At 66.3% G+C, this 22,532-nt stretch carries 23 protein-coding genes; 16 read left to right on the plus strand and 7 right to left on the minus strand.

All coding sequences use genetic code 11. The annotated features are described in order from the left end of the window. Positions 1-72: 72 nt before the first annotated feature. The gene (locus QPK31_RS03330; RefSeq protein ID WP_290421527.1) at positions 73-408 is read right to left on the minus strand and encodes a hypothetical protein; all 336 of its coding nucleotides are present in this window, start codon (positions 406-408) and stop codon (positions 73-75) included. A gap of 16 nt (positions 409-424) precedes the next feature. After that, positions 425-1,102 (minus strand): ribose-5-phosphate isomerase RpiA, encoded by a 678-nt coding sequence (gene rpiA, locus QPK31_RS03335; protein WP_290421528.1) that lies wholly within the window; start codon positions 1,100-1,102, stop codon positions 425-427. Between rpiA and QPK31_RS03340 the strand changes: the two genes are divergently transcribed. The 9 genes from QPK31_RS03340 to QPK31_RS03380 all read left to right on the plus strand — a co-directional run bounded on the left by QPK31_RS03340 (position 1,101) and on the right by QPK31_RS03380 (position 8,657). Continuing rightward, positions 1,101-1,286 carry a hypothetical protein gene (locus QPK31_RS03340; RefSeq protein WP_290421529.1) on the plus strand — a complete coding sequence of 62 codons (186 nt, stop codon included), beginning with the start codon at positions 1,101-1,103 and terminating at the stop codon, positions 1,284-1,286. The two genes, rpiA and QPK31_RS03340, sit on opposite strands and share 2 nt — an antisense overlap. A 63-nt stretch (positions 1,287-1,349) precedes the next feature. Next, positions 1,350-2,546, plus strand: a complete 1,197-nt coding sequence (locus QPK31_RS03345) for an efflux RND transporter periplasmic adaptor subunit (protein ID WP_290421530.1) — start codon at positions 1,350-1,352, stop codon at positions 2,544-2,546. Next, positions 2,546-3,319 (plus strand): ABC transporter ATP-binding protein, encoded by a 774-nt coding sequence (locus QPK31_RS03350; RefSeq protein WP_290421531.1) that lies wholly within the window; start codon positions 2,546-2,548, stop codon positions 3,317-3,319. The genes QPK31_RS03345 and QPK31_RS03350 overlap by 1 nt, the downstream gene beginning before the upstream one ends. Beyond that, positions 3,316-4,539, plus strand: coding sequence for an ABC transporter permease (locus tag QPK31_RS03355; RefSeq protein ID WP_290421532.1), 1,224 nt, complete (start codon positions 3,316-3,318; stop codon positions 4,537-4,539). Before QPK31_RS03350 ends, QPK31_RS03355 begins: the two co-directional genes overlap by 4 nt. Positions 4,540-4,567: 28 nt before the next feature. Beyond that, entirely contained in the window at positions 4,568-5,470 is a 903-nt protein-coding gene (locus QPK31_RS03360; protein ID WP_290421533.1) for an alpha/beta fold hydrolase, read from the plus strand. A gap of 121 nt (positions 5,471-5,591) precedes the next feature. Further along, a complete protein-coding gene (locus tag QPK31_RS03365) occupies positions 5,592-5,993 on the plus strand; it encodes a VOC family protein (RefSeq protein WP_290421857.1) in 402 nt (133 codons plus the stop codon). A gap of 138 nt (positions 5,994-6,131) precedes the next feature. After that, a complete protein-coding gene (locus tag QPK31_RS03370; protein WP_290421534.1) occupies positions 6,132-6,878 on the plus strand; it encodes a helix-turn-helix domain-containing protein in 747 nt (248 codons plus the stop codon). Positions 6,879-6,909: 31 nt separating this feature from the next. Beyond that, complete coding sequence (locus tag QPK31_RS03375) at positions 6,910-7,185, plus strand: hypothetical protein (RefSeq protein WP_290421535.1); 276 nt, start codon at positions 6,910-6,912, stop codon at positions 7,183-7,185. Positions 7,186-7,268: 83 nt separating this feature from the next. Continuing rightward, positions 7,269-8,657, plus strand: a complete 1,389-nt coding sequence (locus QPK31_RS03380) for an FAD-binding oxidoreductase (RefSeq protein WP_290421536.1) — start codon at positions 7,269-7,271, stop codon at positions 8,655-8,657. A 2-nt stretch (positions 8,658-8,659) separates the two neighbouring features. Here QPK31_RS03380 and QPK31_RS03385 read toward each other — a convergent pair whose 3' ends face one another. After that, positions 8,660-9,541, minus strand: a complete 882-nt coding sequence (locus QPK31_RS03385; RefSeq protein ID WP_290421537.1) for an alpha/beta hydrolase — start codon at positions 9,539-9,541, stop codon at positions 8,660-8,662. 147 nt (positions 9,542-9,688) lie between these two features. Here QPK31_RS03385 and QPK31_RS03390 point away from each other — a divergent pair, with 147 nt between their 5' ends. The 5 genes from QPK31_RS03390 to QPK31_RS03410 all read left to right on the plus strand — a co-directional run bounded on the left by QPK31_RS03390 (position 9,689) and on the right by QPK31_RS03410 (position 16,992). Beyond that, complete coding sequence (locus tag QPK31_RS03390; protein WP_290421538.1) at positions 9,689-10,795, plus strand: sensor histidine kinase; 1,107 nt, start codon at positions 9,689-9,691, stop codon at positions 10,793-10,795. Positions 10,796-10,798: 3 nt separating this feature from the next. Then, a complete protein-coding gene (locus tag QPK31_RS03395; RefSeq protein ID WP_290421539.1) occupies positions 10,799-11,569 on the plus strand; it encodes a LytTR family DNA-binding domain-containing protein in 771 nt (256 codons plus the stop codon). Between the two features lie 85 nt (positions 11,570-11,654). Then, on the plus strand, positions 11,655-12,818 hold the full coding sequence (ampC, locus tag QPK31_RS03400) for a class C beta-lactamase (protein WP_290421540.1): 1,164 nt from the start codon (positions 11,655-11,657) through the stop codon (positions 12,816-12,818). Continuing rightward, entirely contained in the window at positions 12,815-13,948 is a 1,134-nt protein-coding gene (locus QPK31_RS03405; protein ID WP_290421541.1) for an acyltransferase, read from the plus strand. The genes ampC and QPK31_RS03405 overlap by 4 nt, the downstream gene beginning before the upstream one ends. Before the next feature lie 50 nt (positions 13,949-13,998). Further along, positions 13,999-16,992, plus strand: coding sequence for a sensor histidine kinase (locus QPK31_RS03410; RefSeq protein ID WP_290421542.1), 2,994 nt, complete (start codon positions 13,999-14,001; stop codon positions 16,990-16,992). Between the two features lie 15 nt (positions 16,993-17,007). On the opposite strand, the gene QPK31_RS03415 is transcribed toward QPK31_RS03410, so the two are convergent. After that, positions 17,008-18,666 carry a methyl-accepting chemotaxis protein gene (locus tag QPK31_RS03415; RefSeq protein WP_290421543.1) on the minus strand — a complete coding sequence of 553 codons (1,659 nt, stop codon included), beginning with the start codon at positions 18,664-18,666 and terminating at the stop codon, positions 17,008-17,010. A gap of 392 nt (positions 18,667-19,058) precedes the next feature. Between QPK31_RS03415 and QPK31_RS03420 the strand changes: the two genes are divergently transcribed. Then, positions 19,059-19,706: a hypothetical protein gene (locus tag QPK31_RS03420; protein WP_290421544.1), complete on the plus strand. Its 648-nt coding sequence runs from the start codon at positions 19,059-19,061 to the stop codon at positions 19,704-19,706. A 33-nt stretch (positions 19,707-19,739) separates the two neighbouring features. Here QPK31_RS03420 and QPK31_RS03425 read toward each other — a convergent pair whose 3' ends face one another. Both QPK31_RS03425 and QPK31_RS03430 read right to left on the minus strand, forming a co-directional pair. Continuing rightward, positions 19,740-20,210 carry a hypothetical protein gene (locus QPK31_RS03425; RefSeq protein WP_290421545.1) on the minus strand — a complete coding sequence of 157 codons (471 nt, stop codon included), beginning with the start codon at positions 20,208-20,210 and terminating at the stop codon, positions 19,740-19,742. Positions 20,211-20,329: 119 nt separating this feature from the next. Further along, positions 20,330-20,872 (minus strand): Rhs element Vgr protein, encoded by a 543-nt coding sequence (locus tag QPK31_RS03430; protein ID WP_290421546.1) that lies wholly within the window; start codon positions 20,870-20,872, stop codon positions 20,330-20,332. A 730-nt stretch (positions 20,873-21,602) separates the two neighbouring features. On the opposite strand from QPK31_RS03430, the gene QPK31_RS03435 reads away from it, so the two are divergent. Then, positions 21,603-21,788, plus strand: coding sequence for a hypothetical protein (locus QPK31_RS03435; protein ID WP_290421547.1), 186 nt, complete (start codon positions 21,603-21,605; stop codon positions 21,786-21,788). 112 nt (positions 21,789-21,900) lie between these two features. Here the strand turns inward: QPK31_RS03435 and eda are convergent, their stop codons facing one another. After that, on the minus strand, positions 21,901-22,524 hold the full coding sequence (gene eda / locus QPK31_RS03440; RefSeq protein ID WP_290421548.1) for a bifunctional 4-hydroxy-2-oxoglutarate aldolase/2-dehydro-3-deoxy-phosphogluconate aldolase: 624 nt from the start codon (positions 22,522-22,524) through the stop codon (positions 21,901-21,903). Between the last annotated feature and the right edge of the window lie 8 nt (positions 22,525-22,532).

The raw sequence follows: 22,532 nt of genomic DNA on the forward strand, positions 1-22,532 counted from the left end.
TACACGATTCGTATGTTCCTGAGATTAGAACATTGCCGGAGGCCAATCAAGCTTGCGGAATGTGTCGCATCCCTACATCTTGCGGCACTGGCGCAGCTCGCACCGTGCCATGAACACCTTGCCATCAGCACATTGCATACGGTAGACCTCGACCGGCCCTTCCGCGGTCACCAGGCCGGCGCCGCCCGTGCCGGTGCAAGCGTACTGGCGCGCCAGCTGCTCGACCGTGTTCGACGATACGCCCACGCGATACGGGACGCGCTCGATCGGCACGCTGCCCGCGTCGACGGGGCCGGCAGGCCGGGCCGCCGTTTGCACCGGCGCCGCAGCCACGGGCATGGGTTGGGACTTGAACATCGTGCAGCCACCCACCAGGACCAGGGCTGTCAGCGCCAGCAGTCGTTTCATCGCGTCTCCGTCGATATCAGAAGGACAGGGTCTTCACGCCGTCGGCGGTGCCGAGCAGGCAGACATTCGCGCCGCGCTGGGCGAACAGGCCGACCGCGATCACGCCGACGATGCCGTTGATCTGCGTTTCCAGCGCCACCGGATCGGCGATTGCCAGGCCGGCGACGTCGATGATCTCGCCGCCGTTGTCGGTGATGAAAGCGTCCGTCGTGCCCGCCTTGGTGCGCAGGCGCGGCTGGCCGCCGAGTGCCGCCAGCTGGCGGATCACGGCCGCGCGCGCCATCGGGATCACTTCCACCGGCAGCGGGAAGTTACCCAGCGTCGGCACCAGCTTCGAGCCGTCGGCGATGCACACGAATTGCTTCGAGACCGAGGCCACGATCTTCTCGCGCGTGAGGGCCGCGCCGCCGCCCTTGATCATCGCGCCTGCATCGGTGATCTCGTCGGCGCCGTCGATGTAGACGGCGATAGCCTCCACCTCGTTCAGGTCGAACACCGGGATGCCGTGGCCGCGCAGGCGCGCCGCGGTCGCTTCCGACGAGGCGACCGTGCCCTTGATGCGGTCCTTGATCTTCGCCAGTTCGTCGATGAAGAAGTTGGCCGTCGAGCCGGTGCCCACGCCGATGATTTCGCCATCGACCACGTAGTCGATGGCGGCGCGTGCGACGGCTTGCTTGAGTTCGTCCTGAGTCATGATGATTCGCTTGGATGGTGGGAAATGGCGACATTTTAACGGATCGTCCTGCCCTCTTCTTTCTTTCGCTGCGGCTTTTACCGGCATTGATCGCCAGGCGGGCGTGCATATCCGATTTCGCGGCATGCATATCCAGAATGCATTGCTGAAACAACAAAAATATCTGACACTTGTTCAAAATTAATCATAAGCACTGGATTTTGACAGGCGGAACGGGATGAAGATCTTTACGAAAAAGCGTGTTGTCGTGGCCGTCCTCCTGCTCGGCGCCGGCGCGGTGGCGCTGGCCATCGTCAACCGCAGCAAGGCGCCGACGGTGCCGCCGCTGAAGTACCGCGTCGCCACCGTCGATACCGGCAGCATCACCCACACCGTCACCGCCACCGGCACCATCAACCCGGTGGCCCTGATCAACGTCGGCTCGCAGGTCTCGGGCACCGTGGTCGAGCTGAAGGCCGACTTCAACGACCGCGTGAAAAAGGGGCAGGTGCTGCTCAAGCTCGACCCGACCATCTTCAATGCCCAGGTCGGCCAGGCGCGCGCCAGCCTGGCATCCAGCCAGGCCTCGCTCAGCCTGGCGCAGGCCAACTACGAACGCAACCGCCAGCTGGTGGCGCAGAATTTCGTCTCGAGCTCGGCCCTCGACCAATCGCGCCGCGAACTCGACGTGGCGCGCGCCAACATCCTGCTGGCCAAGGCCCAGGTCGACCGCGCCCAGGCCGACCTCGACAACAGCGTGATCCGCAGCCCGATCGACGGCGTGGTCATCAAGCGCACCATCGACCTCGGCCAGACCGTGGCCGCCTCGTTCAATACGCCGAACCTGTTCCAGATCGCCCAGGATCTGACCAAGATGCAGATCGACACCAGCGTATCGGAAGCCGACGTCGGCGCGCTGAAGAACGGCCTGCCGGGGCGCTTCGTGGTCGACGCCTATCCGAACCGCGAATTCAACGCCACCATGCGCCAGTTCCGCCTGGCGCCGAACGTGGTGCAGAACGTCGTCACCTACAACGTCGTGCTCGACGTCGACAACGTGGACGAACTGCTGAAACCCGGCATGACGGCCCAGGTGCGGCTGGTGGTCGACAACCGGCCGAAGGCGCTGCGCATCCCGACGGCGGCGCTGCGCTTCCGCCTGTCCGACGAGGAGCAGGAAAAGGAACGCAAGGCCGAACGCGAGGCCGATCAAAAGAAGCAGGAGGCGAGCAAGAGCGCGACGCTGGCCCAGGCGCCCGCGCTGGACGACGACCTGGCGCTGCAGGACCGCAGCGAGACGGCGCGCCTGTTCAAGATCTACAAGCTCGACGCCGCCAACCAGCCGAAGCCGGTGGACGTGCGCATCGGCCTGTCGAACTTCCGCTATACCGAAATCGTGAGCGGCGACCTGAAGGCGGGCGAGCGCGTGGTCACGCGTTCGCTGGCGCCAAGCCAGGACATGTGATGCCGGGCGCAGCGAGCAAGGCACTGATCGACATCCGCGCCGTCACCAAGAGCTACTTTTCGGGCAGCGTCGAAACGAAGGTGCTGTTCGGCGTCGACTTGCAGGTCGAGCGCGGCGACTTCATCGCGGTGATGGGCCAGTCGGGCTCCGGCAAGTCGACCCTGATGAACATCCTCGGCTGCCTCGACCAGGCCACCGGCGGCGACTATTTCCTCGACGGCGAAAATACCCTCGCCCTCAGCCGCGCGCAATTGGCCGAGATCCGCAACCGCACCATCGGCTTCGTGTTCCAGAGCTTTAACCTCATCAAGCGCATGAGTGTGGCGGAGAACGTGGCGCTGCCGCTGATCTACGCCGGCGTGCCGCGCGGGCGCGCCCTGGCCAAGGCCGCGGTCGAACTCGAGCGCGTGGGCCTGGCCGACTTCGGCAAGCGCACTCCGAACCAGCTCTCGGGCGGCCAGCAGCAGCGCGTAGCGATCGCGCGCGCCCTGGTCGGCGACCCGCCGCTGATCCTGGCCGACGAACCGACCGGGAATCTCGACACCCAGACCAGCGACGAGATCATGCGCGGGTTCCAGGCATTGAACCGCGAGCGCGGCATCACCATCGTGCTGGTCACCCACGAACCCGACATCGCGGCCTGGAGCCGGCGCCTGGTGCGCCTGAAGGATGGCCGCGTGCTGTACGACGGCCCGGCGCAGGAAGGCCTGCGCCAGCTGGCCGCCAGCCACGAGCACCTGGTGCATGGGCAAACGCAGGAGAGCGAGGCATGAAACTCCTGCAAGTGATCGTCGAAGCCTTCCGCTCGATGGCGGCCAATCGCCTGCGCACGGCCTTGACCATGCTCGGCATCGTGATCGGCATCGCGTCCGTGGTGCTGATGCTGGCCCTGGGCGACACCATGCAGCGCTTCATCGCCAAGGAACTGCAGGCGCTGGGCACCAACATGGTCTACGTGTTCCCGGGCGGCGACCGCACGCAGGCCCAGCGCATGCGCGCCGGCGCCGCACCTTCGCTGACCGTGGCCGACGCCGAAGCCCTGAACCGCCTGCCGGGTTTGTCGGGCGCGGCGCCGGCGCTGCAGGGCAGCTTCAAGCTCGCCGCCGGCAACGAGACCTCGTCCAGCCTGGTGTTCGGCATCACGCCGACCATGTTCAAGATCCGTAACTGGAAGGTCGACCAGGGCAGCATGTTCACCGACGAGGACGTACGCTCGGCCGCGCGCACCGTGGTCATAGGCCAGAAGGTGGCCGACCAGTTCTTCTACCGGCTCGACCCGCTCGGGCGCTACCTGCGCATCGAGAACGTGGCGTTCCAGGTAGTGGGGGTATTGCAGGGCGAAGGGCGCCAGATCGACGGCGGCGACTTGTCGGAGATGGTGCTGGTGCCGATCACGGCGGCGCGCGCCTACATGGTGCGCGGCCCCTTCCCCGACAACGTGCACTACATCGCGGCCCAGGGCCGCTCGGAAGCGGCGCTGAACGACGCCATCGAGGACATGAAGGAAGCGCTGCGCGACCGCCACCGCATCAAGCTCGACGACCCGGACGACTTCAAGGTGCAGAACATGGCCACCTTTGCCGCCACCGGCGCCAAGATCAGCACCGGCATCGCCGCCCTGCTCGGCGTGATCGGCGGGATCTCGCTGCTGGTGGGCGGCATCGGCATCATGAACATCATGCTGGTGTCGGTAACCGAGCGCACCCGCGAGATCGGCATCCGCATGGCCATCGGCGCCAAGCCGCGCGACATCTTGCTGCAGTTCCTGGTCGAGGCGGTGGTGATCTGCCTGGCCGGCGCGGCGGTCGGCATCGTGATCGCGGCGCTGGGCGCGGCGGCGGTGACGGCATTCGCCGAATTCGAGGTCTCGGTCGGGCTGAAGGCCGTGATCGTGGCCTGCGCCTTTGCCAGCGCGGTCGGCGTGTTCTTCGGCTTTTATCCGGCAAGGCGGGCGTCGCGCCTGCTGCCGGTGGATTGCCTGCGCCACGAATAATCAACCAACGCCAACCCAAGGGAATCGTATGAGCTTCACGCTGTTTTCGCGCCGTACCTTCATCGCCGCGGCACTGGCCGCCGGCGCCGTCCTGCCGGTCGCCGGCGCGCTGGCCGCACCCTTCGCCTCGGAGCGCATCACGGTGCGCACCGAAGGCAGCGGTCCGGACGTGATCCTGATCCCGGGCCTGAACTCGTCGCCGCGCACCTGGGCCTCGACCGTGGCCGCCGTGCCGGGCTACCGCTACCACCTGGTGCAGGTGTCGGGCTTCGCCGGCCAGCCGGCGGGCGCCAACAAGGAAGGCAATGTGGCCGCGCCGGTGGCCGAGGAAGTCGCACGCTACATCAAGGAGTCGAACCTGAAGGCGCCGGCAGTGATCGGCCACTCGATGGGCGGCACGATCGGCATGATGCTGGCGGCGCGCCATCCGGACAGTTTGTCGCGCCTGATGGTGGTCGACATGTTCCCTTACCTGGGCATGTTCTTCGCCGGACCGGGCGCCGGAACCGACAAGGTGACGGCGGTGGCCGACCAGGTTGCCGCCGGCATGCGCGCGGCCAGTGCCGACCAGCGCCGCGAACGCGCCAACGCCACCATCGTCGGCATGGTCGACACCGAATCGATGCGTGCAGGCGCCATCAGCGACTCGATGTCGAGCGACGCCGATGTCGGCATCCGCGCCTACCGCGAGCTGATCGTCACCAACCTGATTCCCGAACTGCAGAACATCGCGGTGCCGGTGACGGTGCTCTACATCCAGCCGAAGACGGTGCCGATCCCGGCCGCGCAGTTCGACGCCGCCTACAAGGGCGCCTATTCGCCGGTAAAGGCGCTGACCCTGACCCGCATCCCCGACAGCGCCCACTTCATCATGTGGGACCAGCCGGCGCGCTTCCAGGTCGAGATGAAGCGCTTCCTCAGTGGCCAATAAACAACGGGGGTCAGGTCTGACATTCGGACACGGCCTCTGCTGTAACCTACCCGGACCGGCTCACTACGTTTGAGCTTGTGTCCGAATGTCAGACCTGACCCCGGCTGTTGGGAGAATCGCCTTGTACTCGCATGTTTTTGTCGGCGTCCACGACTTCGAGCGCGCCCTCTCGTTCTACACGCCGCTCATGGCCTTGCTCGGCAACCCGCTGCGCTTTTGCGACCGCGCGCGGCCCTGGGCCGGATGGCAATCGCAGCCGGGGCCGCGTCCGCTGTTCCTGATCGGCGCGCCGCACGACCGGATGGCGCACGCGGCGGGCAACGGGCAGATGGTGGCGTTCCTGGCGGCCAGCCGCGCGCTGGTAGACCGGGCCTACGCCCTGGCGCTGGCGCATGGCGGGACGAGCGAGGGCGCACCCGGGCTCCGGGCCGAATACCACCCGCATTATTACGGCGCGTACTTCAGGGACCCGGACGGCAACAAGCTGTGCGTCGTCTGCCATGAGGCGGAGCCAGGCTTGTGAGTAAAGTCGCACTCACTCCAAGCTTTACTGAAGTCGATCTTCTTCATATTCCCCATTATTCGCGCATATTCATCTTCCAAGTCGTGCATGACTAGCAAAGAATACGGTTTCCCAACCAATAAAAAAGGAAGGCTGGTCATGAACTTTGGCGAACGACTCAAGCAGCTTCGAACCGAAAAAGGCCTGACCCAGCCGCAGTTTGCGCAGCTGGCGGGCATCGAGCAATCGTATCTGTCGAAACTCGAAAACGACAAGTCCGTGCCCTCGGCCGAGATGTTTGCGACCATCCTGGCCGGCCTGGAGATGGACGAGGCGAGCTTCCTGAAGGAGGTCGACAAGGAGGTGCTGTCGACCACGCTCAACCATATTCCCGCCGTGGCACGGTTCACCACGGCCGCAAGCGCCACCCAACTGAAGGATTCGAAGAAGTGGCTGGTTGGCTCCGGCGCGGCCTGGCTACTCGGCTTTGCCCTGATGCTGGCAGCCAATGACGGCATTTTCTTTTCCAACAAGATCTACAAATACAACTCCCTGGGCGTGATCCTCGACGGCGAGCCGGAAAACATCTTCGAGAAGCACGACCAAATCCTGACCCTGAAGATGGCGGCCGGTCTCCTTACCCAGCCGGAAACGTCGAAGCAGATGGCGGCCTTCCGCAGCGACCGGGAGCGGCCCATGACCGTGGAATGGCCGGAGAGCCGCGGCACCGTGTATATCGAGCCGGCGCAAAACGGCCGCCGCCGCTTCGACCTGATCGATACCAGATATGAGCAGGCGCCCGCCAATCGCAACCTGCAGTACATCGGCGCGATCGTGCTGGCCTGCGGTTTCGTCGGCCTGTTCCTGGAATGGCGCCTGCGCCGCCTGAAAACCAAGTTACGTTGATTCGCCAAACAGCGAGAAACCATGTACGTCGATGGACGACATCACACGCTTCGGCGAGGAAGCCGGCAAGCTGCCGCAGGCGCAGCAACAGGCGTACTGGACAAGATTGTCCGAACAGGGCCGCCTGAGCAAGAACCGCATCTGGCTCGGGAATACCGGCGACAGGGGCTCGGCGCTGCAATTGAAAGACGCGCAGTGCCGGGTGCGCATGCAGCTGCTGGTCAGCGCTGACGGCAAGGCCGAGATCCGGATGCTCGACGGACAGGGCAAGGTCGCCAAGTCGATCACGCCGGCCGCGAACGACTGAAGGCCGCCGGCCGCCCCTGCTTGATTCTCCCTGCCGCCTTCGTATCATGAAGGTTCGTCAACGAACCAATGCGGAGGCAAGCCATGAATACCGTAGGCGTGAGCGAGATGCAGGAACTGCAGGCCGCTATCCGTGGCAGCCTGCTGCTGCCGGGCGAGCCGCAGTACGACGACGCCCGCAGGATCTGGAACGCGATGATCGCCAAGCGCCCGGCCATGATCCTGCGCTGCGCCGGCGCGGCCGACGTGCGCGCCGGGGTGAACTTTGCGCGCGAACACGGCCTGCCGCTGGCGGTGCGCGGCGGCGGCCACAACATCGCCGGCAGCGCGCTGGTCAATGACGGCATCGTGATCGACATGAGCGCGATGCGCTCGGTACAGGTCGCGCCGGAGTCGAAACGCGCCTGGGTCGAAGGCGGCGCCACCCTGCGCGACTTCGACCACGAAGCGCAAGCCTACGGGCTGGCGACACCGCTCGGCATCAACTCCAGCACCGGCGTCGGCGGCCTGACGCTGGGCGGCGGCTTCGGCTGGCTCACGCGCAAGTACGGCATGACGGTCGATAACCTGGTGGCGGCCGACATCGTCGTCGCCAGCGGCGAACGCCTGCACGTCGACGGCAACCACCATCCCGACCTGTTCTGGGCGCTGCGCGGCGGCGGCGGCAACTTCGGCGCCGTCACCAGCTTCGAGTTCGCGCTGCACCCGGTCGGCCCGACCGTCACCGCCGGCCTGATCGTCTTCCCCGGTGCGCAGGCCGGCCCGCTGCTGAGGAAGTACCGCGACTATGCCGAGCAGCTGGGTCCGGACCTGTCGCTGTGGGCGGTGCTGCGCAAGGCGCCGCCGCTGCCCTTCCTGGCCGCGCCCGTGCACGGTACCGACATCGTGGCCCTGGTGTTCTTTTCGCCCCAGCCCGCGCACGAGGTCGAGGCGGCGATCGCCGCGGTGCGCGCCTTTGGCGAGCCGCTGGGCGAACACGTCGGCGCCGTGCCCTATACCGCCTGGCAGCAGGTGTTCGATCCCCTGCTGATACCGCCGGCGCGCAATTACTGGAAGTCGCATAACTTCAACACCCTGAGCGACGCCGCGCTCGACGTCGTCACCAGCTATGCCGGCAAACTGCTGTCCGAGTACAGCGAGATCTTCCTGGGCCTGCTGGGCGGCGCGGCGAACACCCATGCGCCCGACGAGATGGCCTACCCGCACCGCGCGGCGCTGTACGCGATGAACGTGCACACGCGCTGGCTCGATCCGCAGGACGACGCCCGCTGCCTGGCCTGGGCGCGCGCATTTTTTGCGCCCGCCGCGCCGCATGCCGCCGGCGGCGTGTACATCAACTTCCTCAACGAGGACGAGGTCGACCGCATCGCCGACGCCTACGGCCCGAACTATGCGCGGCTGAAGGAGATCAAGGCGAAGTACGATCTGGACAATCTGTTCCGCAGCAACCAGAATATCCGGCCCGGAGCCTGAGGCTAGCGCGCCTTGTCGAGCCAGGCGCGCAGGCCGTGGGTGAACAGGAAGGGAAAGACGCTGGCGTGGTCTTCGCCGGGGAAAACCTCGACCCGGGTGCGCAGGCCGCGGTAGCGGCGGCTCTGCAAGGCCGCGTCGAATTCCTTCAGGTCGGCGACCATGTCGGCCTCTTCTTCCGAGCGCGACCGCCGTTTGCCGGGTGCCAGCGTCTCGCGCCCGCCGATGCCGAAGTAGACCGAGGCCGACAGGTCGCGCTGGACCCTGGCGTAGGCCGCTTCGCGCTCGAACATCACGCCGCGGTCGAACCACAACGAAGGGCTGCCGAGGATGTAGTGCTCGAAGGTGGCGGGCCGGCCCAGGAGCAGCTCCAGGCCCAGCAGGCTGCCGTAGGAATGGCCGACGTAGGCCTTGCGTCCCATGTCGGCGCGGTAGCGGGCGGCGATGACGGGGAAGACTTCGGTGGCGATGAAGCGGCCGTAGGCGGCGGCTTCGCCAAAGGCCGGTGCGCGGCCCGGCATGTCGGAGGTGTAGGCCTGGGCACGCGGCGTGCTCGGCGTGTAGTCGCGGCGGCGGCTGTAGCCCGGCGTGTCGCCGGCCGCATACGACAGGCCGACCACGATCACCTCCTCCATGCCGGCGTGCTTGGCCAGGCGCCCGGCGATGTTGCGCACCACCGGAAAGGCATAGTTGGCGTCGGTGACGAACAGCACCGGGTAGCGCCGCTTCGAGCGCGCATACGATTCGGGCAGCGCCACCAGCAACTGGTAGTCGCGCTTCAACACTGCCGAGTGGATGGGGCGCACCTCGGTGGCGTCGAGCTGGTAGGGCGCGGCGGCGGCGGCCAGGCAAAGCGGAAAGAACAGGGCAAGGATCAGGCGTTTCAAGCGGGCTCCTGACAGAGAGGGTGAACGCTTGATTCTGCAGCGCCGCCCGCACGCCGGCAGCAGCGCGGGGACGAAACCCCGGTTTCGTGTGACGACGGCGGCAGCGGCGGCGGCCCGACAATTGTTGCCACTGTTATACTTTTGTCGATGAAGGACCGCCCCGACTTTTTCCCCGCCGTACCTGCCACCAGGACGGTCGCCCTGGCCGTATTGCTGTGGACCGCGATCAGCGCGCTCGGCGCCCTGCAGACCTACAGCGACAACCTGCGCGGCGGCGTCGACAGCCACTACCCCGCCCTGTTTGCCACCTGGTTCCTCGAATACGCGGTGCCGCTGATCGTGCTGAGCGCCGGCCTGTCGCTGACCCTGGCGCGCTGGCCCTTCCTCAGCGAGCGGCCGCGCCATGTGCTGATGCTCTTCCTCGGCCTGGTGCTGGTGTTCCAGCCCGCCCAATGGACCTGGATGGCCTGGATGCGCGGCTACCTGCAGGTCGCCAGCCTGGGCGACGTCTGGCAGCTGTTCAGGAAGATGCTGCTGGTCGGCTGGTTCTCGGCCACCGGCACCTTTGCCGCCGTCCTCGCCTTGCACACCTGGCGCCGCGCGCGCGAACGCGAACAGGCCTGGCAGCGCTCGCAGACCGACATGCTGAACCTGCGCCTGGCGCTGGAAGAACAGCGCACGCTGGCCCTGCGCGCCCAGCTCGAACCGCACTTCCTGTTCAATGCCCTGAACGCGATCAGCGCCCTGGTGCGCGGCGGCGACACGGCGCTGGCCCTGGGCGGCATCGGCCGCCTGAGCGCGCTGCTGCGCTACGCGCTGGCGGCCAGTGCGCGCAGCAGTTCCACCGTGGCCGAGGAACTGGACTTCGTGCGCGGCTACCTGGAACTGCAGCGCCTGCGCTACGGCGAACGGCTGCAGGTGCACATCGCCGGCGACGGCCCACTCCTGCACGATGTCGCCTGCCCGCCCCTGCTGCTGCAGCCGCTGATCGAGAACGCGCTGCGCCACGACCTCGATTGCCGCGCCGGCCCCGGCGACATCCGCCTGTGCTTCGCGCAGGATGGCGACGCTCTGCTCATCCGCGTGACCAACCCCGCCGGTGCCGGCACGCCGGCCAATCCCGGGGCCGGGCTCGGGCTGGCCAATACGCGCGAGCGGCTGCGCCTGATGCACCCAGGCGCCACGCTGCAGGCCGGCCCGCAAGGCGCGCGCTTCGTGGCCGAGGTGCGCCTGCCGCTGCACGAGGAGCATTGAACCATGGCCGTGCGCTACCTGATCGTCGACGACGAACCGCCCGGCCGCACCAACCTGCGGCTGGCGATGAAGGCGCACGCCGGCTGGCAACTGGTGGGCGAATGCGAGGGCACGGCGGATGCGCGCGCCGTCCTCGCCAGCCAGGAGGTCGACGTGGTCTTCCTCGACGTCCAGATGCCGCTCGAATCCGGCCTGGTGCTGGCGCGCGAACTGAGCCGCCTGCGCGAGCCGCCGCTGATCGTCTTCGTTACCGCCTACAGCGCGCATGCGATCGAGGCCTTCGAAGTGCATGCCCTCGACTACCTCCTGAAGCCGCTCGACGATGCGCGCCTGGCCCAGGCCGTCGAGCGCTGCGCGGCCATGCTCGGCGGGCGCCAGCGCGCAGCGTATGGCGCGGCCCTGCGCGACTACGCCGCCGCCGGAGCGGATGATGCAGGCGATGCAACCCGCCGCGTCGACCACATCAACGTGCGCTCGGTCGGGCGCATCGAGCGCATCGCCATCGACGACATCTGCTGGATCGAATCGGCCGGCAACTACGCCCAGCTGCACCTGCCAGGCCGCACGGTCCTGCACCGCATCACCCTGAACGGCATGGCGGCGCTGCTGCCGCCCGGCGCCTTCCTGCGCGTGCACCGCGGCGCCATCGTGCGGCGCGACCAGATCGCGCGCCTGGACAGCAGCGGCGACGCCACCTGGCGCCTGCACCTGCGCTGCGGCGGCGCGGTCGCCGTCAGCGAGCGCTATCTCGATGCCGTGAAAGCGGCCATGTGACGAAATCCCGGCTGGCAGGGACGGCGCGCCTGTTCCCGCCCGGCCCGCGCACCTATACTTCCCGCATCCACATCCGGGAGAGACCATGTCCGTTCGCCGCCTCATCATCGCCCTCGCCTGTGCCGGCGCCGCTTTCAACGCCGGCGCCGCCACGGACATACAGACCATCGTCGACCGCGCGGTGCAGCCCGTGCTGCAGCAATACGGCGTGCCCGGCATGGCGGTGGGGCTCACAATCGACGGCAAGGCCCTGTTCTTCAACTACGGCCTGGCCGCCACCCGGCCCGCCAGGCCGGTCACCGAGCACACCTTGTTCGAACTCGGCTCGGTCAGCAAGACCTTCACGGCGACCCTGGCCAGCCACGCCCAGGTGCGCGGCAAGCTGGCGTTCGACGATCATCCCGGCCGCACCATCCCGGCCCTGAAGGGCAGCGCGCTCGACCGCGCCACCCTGCTCGAACTCGGTACCTACACGGCGGCCGGCCTGCCCTTGCAGGTGCCCGACGAAGTGAAGAACGACACCCAGCTGTTCGCCTGGCTGGGCAAGTGGCAGCCTGCCGCCGCGCCGGGCACGCAGCGGCGCTATTCGAATCCGAGCATCGGCCTGCTCGGCCGCATCACGGCCCTGGCCCTGGAATCGGATTTCGCCGACGCCCTCGACCAGGGGCTGTTCCCCGCCCTCGGCCTGCGCCACACGCATGTGCGCGTGCCGGCGTCGGCCATGCCCGACTATGCCTGGGGCGTCGATGCGCAGGGCCAGCCGGCGCGGATGCAGCCCGACGTGCTGGATGCGGAAAGCTACGGCGTGAAGTCGAGCGCCGCCGACATGATCCGCTACCTGCAGGCGAACATCGATCCCGGCCGCCTGCCGGACCCGCTGCGGCGCGCCGTGGAAGGCACGCAGGTCGGCTACTACGCGGTGGGCGGCATGGTGCAGGGACTGGGGTGGGAGCAGTACCGCGCTCCCCTGAACCTGCAGCGCGTCCTGGCCGGGAATGCGGAACACATGATCCACGAAGCGAACCCCGTCACCAAGCTGGCGCCCGCGCCGGCGCCGCCAGGCACCCTGTTCAACAAGACCGGTTCGACGCGCGGCTTCGGCGCCTACGCCGCCTTCATCCCGGACCGGAAGATCGGCATCGTCATGCTGGCAAATAAAAACCTGCCGATCCCTGCCCGCGTGGCGGCCGCCTATGCGATCCTCGACAGTATCGCCGCCATGCGCCAACAGGACGCCGCCAGCCGATGAGCACAGCCCCCTTCGACACGCAGGACGCCCGGACGGCGCACACGGCGCACCCTGCACGCACCCGCAACGCCGGCATCGACTGCCTGCGCGGCCTGGCCATCCTGCTGGTGATCGTGCACCACCTGGCCCTGCCCTTCCGCCTGCCGCTCGGCCCCAGCCTGCTCGGGGAATGGCTGCCGCAACGCCTGGTCGGCGCCATCAGCTTCAATGGCTACGAAGCCGTCTTCGTCTTCTTCGTCATCTCGGGCTTCCTGATCGCGACGCGCATCATCGACCACGACGGCAGCCTGGAACGCGTCAGCCTGCGCCGCTTCTATGCCGCGCGCGCCCGGCGCATCCTGCCGCTGCTGTTCCTGGTGCTGGCGGTGCTGGGCGTGCTCGCCTGGTGTGGGGTGCCGGGCTTCGCGCCCGAGGGCGAACAATCCACCGGCGGCCTGCTGGCTTCGGCCCTGACCTTCACCTTCAACCTGTACGAAGGCCGCACCGGCTGGGCGCCCGCCGGCTGGGACGTGTTGTGGTCGCTGTCGATCGAGGAAGTGTTTTATCTCGGCTTTCCCCTGCTTTGCCTGTGGCTGCCGCGCCGCGTACTGGTCGGCGTGCTGCTGCTGTGGGCGCTGGCGCTGTCGCCCCTGCACGACCTGGTGCCGGCCCAGGATGAAGTCTGGCGCGAAAAGGCGTACTTGCCCGGCATGGCGGCGATTGCCTGGGGCGTGCTGGCCGCGCTGCTGGCGCGGCGCTGGACGCCGTCGCGGGCACAGGCGCGCGCCATGGCCTGGTGCGGTGCGCTGTGCCTGGTGCTGGCCATCGCCTGGGGCGACCTGGTCTGGCGCCACCTGTTCAAGTCCGGCATGTACTGGCTGTGCATCGGCGCCTGCCTGCTGCTGCTCGCCTTTTACGCGCATCCGCCGGCGCCGCGGCGCGGCCTGCGCTGGCTGGCGCGCATGGGCGAGCTGAGTTATGAACTCTACCTGTCGCACATGTTCGTGGTGCTGGGCGTGGTGGCGGCCTACCGCGCGCTGCTGGGCGCGGAGAACGCATGGACCTTCGTGGTCTACCTGCCGGTGCTGCTGCTGTGCCGGGTGCTGGCGGGCGCCCTGGAAGGCCTGTTCGTCCGCGCACCGGCACGCTAGCGTACCTTCCGGGGCTGGACGAAACGTTTCCATTTCGCCAGAATTGATGAATGCACATCCCCTCCATCGTCAGCTTCGTCAATCGCGTCCTGGTTTGCCTGGCCTGCCTTGCCGTCTTGCCGCCCGCGCAGGCGCTCGACCCGCGGATCGGCCTGGACGCCTACCGGCATGACCGCTGGGGCGACGCCGAAGGGGCGCCCAGCCTGATCGATGCGATGGCGCAGACCGACGATGGCTGGCTGTGGCTCGGCACCCGCAGGACGGGGCTGTACCGCTTCGACGGCGTGCGCTTTACCGCGTACACGACACGCGACGGCAGCACCCTGCAAGATCCCTCCATCAGCGTCCTGCGCGCCGGCGCCAACAACGAGCTCTGGATCGCGCATGGAGCCACCGGCGGCGTGAGCGTCCTGCGCGACCACCGCATCAGGCACATCCTCGGTCCCGCCACCACCGGCAGCGTCTTCGCGATTGCACAAGGGGCGGACGGCAGCACCTGGATCGCAAGCCGGGCCGGCCTGTTCCGGATCCGGGGCGATGTCGCGGAACACATCGGCGCCGAGCGCGGCTACGACGGCCCCGGCGCCGAATACGTGATGGCGGACCGCCAGGGACGCGTCTGGGCGGCCGGCAGCCTGCAGCTGTTCGTGCTCGAACCCGGGGCGGCGACGTTCCGCCTGGTGCGCGCGGTGAACCGTGACCCGACGGTGATCGAGGCCCATGACGGCAGCACCTGGCTGGTGACGGGCAAGCGCTTCGAGCGCCTGACGCCGCCCTCGCCGCCCCGGATTCCCGCACGGCCCGGCCGTGGCAACAGTTACCAGTCAGCCTTCGACGCGGACGGCAATCTGTGGAGCGGCAACTGCCCGGTCGGCTTGTGCGTCCTGCGTCCCGGCGCCTGGCAGGACCGGGCGGGCTTCGACGCCTTGCTGGGCAGCGAGCGCTTCGACCAGGGCTGGCAAATGACCAGCCTGGAAGTCCTGTCGGTACTGGCGGACCGCGAGGAAAACCTCTGGGTCGGCACCACGGGCGGGCTCGAACGATTGCGCAACCAGCCCGTCCACTTTGTCGCCAAGCTGTTCGACCGGGGACGCACGCAGGCACTGCCGCATCCCGACGGCAGCATCGTCGTGCTGACCAACCAGCGCATGAACGGTTTGCGCGACCACTTCCTGGGCATGGTGGACGGCGAGCCGGTTCCCCGGCCCAACCCACTGAACGTGCAGTTGATGGCACGCGCGCCGGACGGCAGCCTGGTGCTGGCCGGCAGCGAAGGCATCGAGCGCCACCATGCGGGCCGCATCGAACGCATTCCCCTGCCTGCGCTGCCTCCTTCCGCGAGCAAGGCGCTCGCCCTGCGCGCCCTGATGGTGGGGAACGACGCCATCTGGCTGCGCGTGTCCGGTTCGGGAATCTGGCATTTCGAGGCGGGCAAGTGGCAGAAGGCCAGCTTCCTGCGCTCCCAGCACCCTGCGATCACGGTCGACGCGGCAGGCCACACCTATATCGGCGACGAAGACCGGCTGACGGTACGCGACGGCACCGGCGTGCGGCAGATCGACACCGCTGCGGCGGATGTGGGAGACATCGATTTCATCCATGCCGGTGACGAAGTCATCGTGTCGGGCACGCGCGGTTATGGCGTCCTCCGCGGCGCGCGCCTGGAAGCGCTGCGCATCGCGCCGCAGAAGGCGCTGGGGCCGGTCAGCGGCATTGCCCGTGCCCCGGATGGCGCGTACTGGCTGAATGCCTCGCACGGACTGTTCCGGGTCGACGGGGAGGACTGGGCGCGCGCCATGCGCAACCCTGCTCCGGTACTGCACGGCACCCTGTTCGATGCGCTCGACGGCTACCTGGGCGGGGCCGAGACCATGTGGCTGCACGACACGGTATTCGTTGCCCGGGATGGAAAGATGTGGTTTGCCGGCGAACGCGGCCTGGCCTGGCTCGATCCGCGCGCCTGGAAGCCCAACAGGATCACGGCGGACGTCGACATCCTGGGCCTGGTCTCGGACGGCAAGCGCTATCGGCCGGGTTCGCCCATCGAACTCGGTCCGGGTGCGCGCGACGTGGTGATCGATTACTCGTCGCCCAGCCTGCACATGCCGCAACGGATAAAATTCCGCTACCGGCTGCTCGGCGCCGATACGCAGTGGGAAGACGCCGGCGTTCGCCGCACGGCCTTTTACAAGCACCTGCCCCCCGGCGACTACACCTTCGAAGCGAGCGCCGTCAACGAGCATGGCGTCGCCAGTTCGCGGCCGGGCGTCCTGCACTTCCGCATCGCGCCTCACCTCACGCAGACCGCCTGGTTCCGGACGCTGTGCATCGCCGCCGGCATCGCCATCCTGCTCCTTGCCTACCGCCTGCGCGTGCGCCACCTGGCGGCGAGGATGGAGGAACGCTTTTCGATACGGACGGCCGAACGCGAATCGCTGGCACGTTCGCTGCACGACACCTTCTTGCAAAGCCTGCAGGGACTGCTCCTGAGCATGCAGGCCTTGACGCCGAAGCTGCCGCCGGAGGGCACGGCCCGGCGCGAGCTGGACACCCTGATCGAGCGCGCGCGGCGGCTACTGGTGGAAGGACGCGATGAGGTAAAAGGCCTGCGCAGCGAATTCGATTCGGGTGCGCAGTTCCGCGATGTGCTGCTGCGCGACATGGCGACGATCCTGCCGGGCAGCGGGGCACGCATTGCCCTGGCAGGCGCCGAGGCGATCGACCGCCTCGATCCGCGCCTGCACCACGACGTCTACGCCATCGCGCGCGAGGCGCTGGTCAATGCGCTATGCCATACGGCGGGCCCGGTGGAGATACAGGCACGCGATGAAGAACAGCACTTCCTGCTGACCGTCAGGGACCATGGCCGCGGCCTGGCTCCATCGCGCAAGAACACCCCGGGCCACTACGGCCTGCGCGGCATGCTCGAACACGCCGCGCAGATCGGCGCCAGACTGGACATCGACAACACGGAGGAAGGCGGCACCCGGATCGTGCTGTCGATTCCCGCCGGCCTGGCCTACCGGCACAAGGGCAGGCGCTGACGCAGGATTGTTAGTTTAGAACTGCTCCCATTCGCCGGCGTCCTTGCCTGCCAGTGCGGGCGCCGGGGCTTGTGTCCGGGGCTGTTTCGGCGCCCTGGTCCTGGCCGCCGGTGCGCGAGGCGCCACCTGCTGAGCCGGATTGCCCGCTACCTGGAACACGCTGACCATCTCGGCCAGGCTGGCGGCCTGCTCCTGCATGGCCTGCGAGGCCGCTGCCGCCTGCTCGACCAGGGCGGCGTTCTGCTGGGTCACGACGTCCATCTCGGACACGGCGGTGTTGATCTGCTCGATGCCGACTTCCTGCTCGCTGCCGGCGGCGCTGATCTCGTCCATGATCTGGGCCACGCGGCGCACGCTGCCCACGATTTCTTCCATCGTCGCACCGGCTTCGTTCACCAGCGCGCTGCCGGTATAGACCTGCTCCACCGAGTCGGTGATCAGCTGCTTGATGTCCTTGGCTGCGCTGGCCGAGCGGTGCGCCAGGTTGCGCACTTCGGTGGCAACCACCGCAAAGCCGCGGCCCTGCTCGCCGGCGCGTGCCGCTTCCACGGCAGCGTTCAGCGCCAGGATGTTGGTCTGGAAGGCGATGCTGTCGATGACGCCGATGATGTCGGCGATCTTGTCCGAGGACGCGCTGATCGAAGCCATGGTATCGACCACGCGCGACACGATCTCGCCGCCCTTCACCGCCACCTGCGAGGCCGAGCCGACCAGGCCGTTGGCCTGGCGCGCATTGTCCGAGTTCTGGCGCACGGTCGACGTCAGTTCTTCGAGCGAGGACGCGGTTTCCTCGAGGTTGGCGGCCTGCTGCTCGGTGCGGCGCGACAGGTCGAGGTTGCCGGCTGCGATCTCGCCGCTGGCGGTGGCGATCGCATCGCTGCCGCTGCGCACGCTGCGTACCGTATGCGCCAGGCTGTCCTGCATCCTGGCGAGACCGGTCATCAGCGCACCCATCTCGTCCTTGCGGGTGACGTCGATCGGATTCGTGAGCTTGCCGTCGGCAATCGCGTTGAAGTGGCCGAGGGCCTGCGCCAGGGGCGTCATCACGGCGCGCAGCAGCAGGACGGTCGAGATCAGGGCCACGACCAGGCCGGCGACGATGGCACCGACCGAGAACATCATGTTGCGGTGATAGGCGGCCTGGCTCTCGTTGTACTGGCGGGTGGCCGATTCCAGCTGGTAGGACGACAGCTTTTCGGCGCTGTCGGTGTAGAGGCGGAACAGGCGCGTCACTTCGCTCAGCATCAGGCGGTCGATCTCGGTCTGGTTCCTGTCGCGCAGCGCCTTGATGGCGGCGCGGATGCCGTCCTTGACCAGGGCCTGGCGCGCCGCGTCAGTGGCGTTCGCCAGTGCCTGCTCGCCGTCGTCGAACGGAAGCGCGGCGTAGCGCGCCCAGGCCTTGTCGCTGGCGCCGAGGAAGCCCTCGGCGCGGGTCAGCGTGTCGGCGGCATTCGGCGCATCCGGCTGCAGCGCGACACGGTCGATCGACAGGCGCGCGCGGTCGATCTGGATCTGGGTATCCATGATGGACTTCATGGAGACCATCGAATTTTCATTTACGTTCTTCAGAACGGCATTGGTGTCGTTCAGGGCCATGATGCCGGCAGTCCCGATGAAGATCATCAGGAAGCTCAGCAATGCCATGGTCGCTATCAGGCGGGTTCGGATAGTCATGTCAGCAATGGGAAAGTCGGATCAAGGAGTCGTCCATCGGGCGCAGATCGAATATCAGGCCGCGACGGCATGACGATGCGTGGATTGATTCAATAACAAGCGATATTAAAAAAATGGCGCTGTCAGGTTTGAAACAGACTGGAAACGGACAGGCGAGCGAAATCAGTCTATACAGATGATTTCCGTACGGCAAAGGTTTAATGGCGGGTTTACCGTTTAAGCGACAGTTCAATTCCTGTCTATTAACGGTAGCGATAGCGAAGCGACATCGGATGTAATCAATCGACATGGCTTTTTGTTTTCTTTTAATTGAAGAGTGATTAACATGACCGGATGACCATCCGGTTGAAAGCCGCTTGTGCAGTTTCACCGATTCCATACGAGGGATATCGATGCGTACGACACAGCTTCTTGCCAACGCGACGCTGGCACTGTCGTCGGGGATGTCTTGCCTGAGCAGTGCGGCAAGCGAGGCCCATGCGGCAAACGGCGAAAACCTGTTTGCATTCATCGGCGAGAAAATCAGCCTGGAAAAGCAGGAGCCACCGGCTTGCGACAGGTGCATCATCATGGACCAGTATTACGTCGCGCATTACCGGATACTCGACACTGTGTTCGGCGATTATCGCGGCAACACGATTGCTTTCGACGTCTACGATCATTATGGCGAGCCGCGTTTTTCGCAGGGCGACACCGTGCTGCTGTTCGTCAGCCGGCGCCCGAACGGCACCTGGATACACGAGAAATACCAGTACGCCGAATTGCATCAGGGAGCGGATGGCGAATGGTATGGATGCGGTGACCCGTATGGGCGGGGGTTCACCGGGCAGCGCTCGGTAAAGGCCCGGCCAGTGCAATTTGCGGCGCCCGTTTCTTACCCGCTCACCGAGCTGGACCCCGAAGAAATCAAAAAGTACTATCCCTCGGAGTACTTCGAGTTACGCGACGGCCGTGCGTACTGCACGGTGGGAACGTCGGTAGCCGATTTGTTCACGGCGAAAAAAGAGACCGTGCTGACTGCCCGCGGCATTTTCAAGTAAGCCGGTCTTGCCATTGACGGGCAAGGCAGGAGGTCAGCGGGCCGGGCCTTGCACCGGACGCGTGCCCGCTGCGCACGCGCTGCGAATGCCGGTCGACGATGCCGTCGTTCCAGGCGCCAGGCAAAAGCGGGCCAGGTAGCGCAGCGGGCTGGCGGCAGTCTTCGCCTTGCGTGCTTCGATCAGCACCAGATAGACCTTGCCTGCTTCCAGCACCGTTGCTGGCGTCTGCGGCAAGGCCTGCACCCGCCCCGCATAGGGAATGCACATGCTGTAGGTGACAGGAAACGTGCGCTCGCGCGGCATCGCCATCTTCCACATCGGCTTGCCGCCCGGGTCGGATATCGTGATTGCCTGAAAATCCGGTGCGCCCCCGCGTTGTTCCTCGCGCTCCGAAATCGTGAAGCACGGCACCCCATTCGCCCCGGCCCTGACTTCGGCCTCGCCGGTGCGGCGCGCCGCCTGCGCCGGGGGCGCGAGCAAAACGGTCAGCAGCAGGATCGGCAAAAGCTTCATGGGGTCGGAAAACAAGAAAGCGGCGAGGTTCCAAGCCTAGGCTGTTGCCACAGAGCAGCATTGAGGAAGCTCAATGCTGGATGGGTAGACAAAGGGTGCCAACCGGGTGGTCAGGCGAAGCGCGCGATGCGCCCGGCCAGGCCGCGGTGCAGGTTGGCACGGTCGCCTGGATTGGCCAGGAAACCCGCAAGCACGCTTTCATACAGCGCCAATTGATTGCCATACTGGCGCTGGCGCATCGCATCGGGCCGGCGCAGGAATTTCAGGACAAAATAATCAGCCAGCAGGTCGCCCTGTGCTTCCATGTTGTAGTCGGCCAGGGTCGCGCCTTCGCGCAGTGCGTAGCTGTATTCCAGGCCGATGCGCAGCGCGCCGCGCAGGCGCACCGGGTAGCCGAGCTGGTGCTGCCAGACATGCACCATCTCGTGCATGAACCAGTGCTGGCCGCTTGGGCTGGCCTGGGAATAGTCGTCAAGGAAGCAGGAAGCGTGGAAGTACATGCTGCCGTTCGGCGTCATTGCGCAGTTCTTTGGCTGGAACGGCATGTAGCGGCGTGCATGGATGCGCACGCGCGCGTAATCGATGGCGTCCCCGAACAGCAGGGATGCCAGTGCGATTTCGCCTTTTGTCAGCGGACGCCACCTGATACGCATAGTTGAGCTGCTTTCCTGTCACACGAAAACGCGTCGTAGGTGATTTCCGATCTATCGACGGTGCAGGGATTATAGAGGACGACGATTGATGACTCCCAAGCCGCCCTTGCTCGGGCCAGGCCAGAATCGGGGAATTGCCTAATTTACAACGGAGACGAAAGTGGCTACAGCGGCGATGGCGGGATCATGAGCGAACGAGTCCACCTGGCGTACGCAAAGATCAAGTGGAATTACATGCGTCAAAGCATTCGAGGAGGTGCACAAGGCAACACGTCGGGCGGGTGGGATTGCAGTGCCAACAAAGTGTGCTAACAGGCGCCGATCATGCCTGCCCATTATGAAGGCGATCGAATGATTCTCTGCCCGCTCGACATAACAGACTTCAAGCACACTTGTGCCGTCGTCGTGTCGGGTGACGGCCCAAACTTCTGTGGCCACACGCTGCTCCACATTGGCGATCGATGGTATGTTCATGTCGCCGGCGGTTACAGCGTGGAGCCTTTCGCATGACTCGGAGAATCCTACTTTCACTCGGAGCCGGTTTCTTGGTCTGCTGGACTGTCTGGCTCTCGGTCATCCTGAATGCGCCCGACCTGTACGTAGAACGCGCATTTGCCATCATCTTTTATGCGTCGCTCGCGACAACCATTGTCACCTTTCTCACTCTCTGGCTTTCGGAACATCTGGTGTCAAAAGCGGCAGGCCGAAAAAGGACTGAGGAGCCTTTCGCATGAAACGCATGTTCATTTCACTCGGCGTCGGATTCGTGGTGGTTGCAGTTATCTACGTTTCCATATTCTTCTTCGATCCGGGAATGAATATTGAAAAGGCGTTCAACATCATCGTTCTCTCGTTCATCGGCTCGACAGTTCTTACGGCACGAATGTGGAGGCCACGGGGCCGCCGGGGCGAGTAATAGCATAGGGGTGGTTACGACCACCTGAAATGACAGCGTCCCTGAACAGGGACGCCTTGGTTGCTTCACCCTCGATCAAGGAGTGCCAACGGCCTCCTTGATCCAGGCCTGATTACTGCTTGCGCAACGCCGCCGCAGCCTTCGCCAGCTCGGTAATCCGGTCCCAGTCGCCGTTCGCCAGCGCATCCTTCGGCGTCAGCCACGAACCACCCACGCAGGCCACGTTTTTACACGCCAGGAAAGCCGGCGCCGTGTCGATCGAGATGCCGCCGGTCGGGCAGAAGGTCACGTCCGGCAGCGGGCCGCCGATCGCGTTCAGCATGCCGACGCCACCCGCCGGCACGGCCGGGAACAGCTTCAGCTGCCTGAAGCCGGCTTCGCGCGCCGCCATCACTTCCGACGGCGTCATCACGCCCGGCAGCAGCGGCAGGCCGCTCTTCTTCGCTGCCTCGATCAGCGTCGGGGTCAGGCCGGGCGACACGCCGAACACGGCGCCGGCGTCGCGCGCCGCGGCGAATTCTTCCGGCTGGGTGAGCGTGCCCACGCCGACGATGGCGCCTTCCACCTGGGCCATGTCGCGGATCGCCTGCAGGCCGTGCGCGGTGCGCAGGGTCACTTCCAGCACGCGGATGCCGCCGGCCACCAGGGCTTTTGCGAGGGGCACGGCGTGCGCCGGGTCGTCGATGGCGATCACGGGGATCACGCTCGCCGAGCGCATGATGTCAAGTACGGTCATGGTGGTCA

This window comes from Massilia sp. YIM B02769, from assembly GCF_030411995.1.
Classification (GTDB): Bacteria; Pseudomonadota; Gammaproteobacteria; order Burkholderiales; family Burkholderiaceae_D; genus Telluria.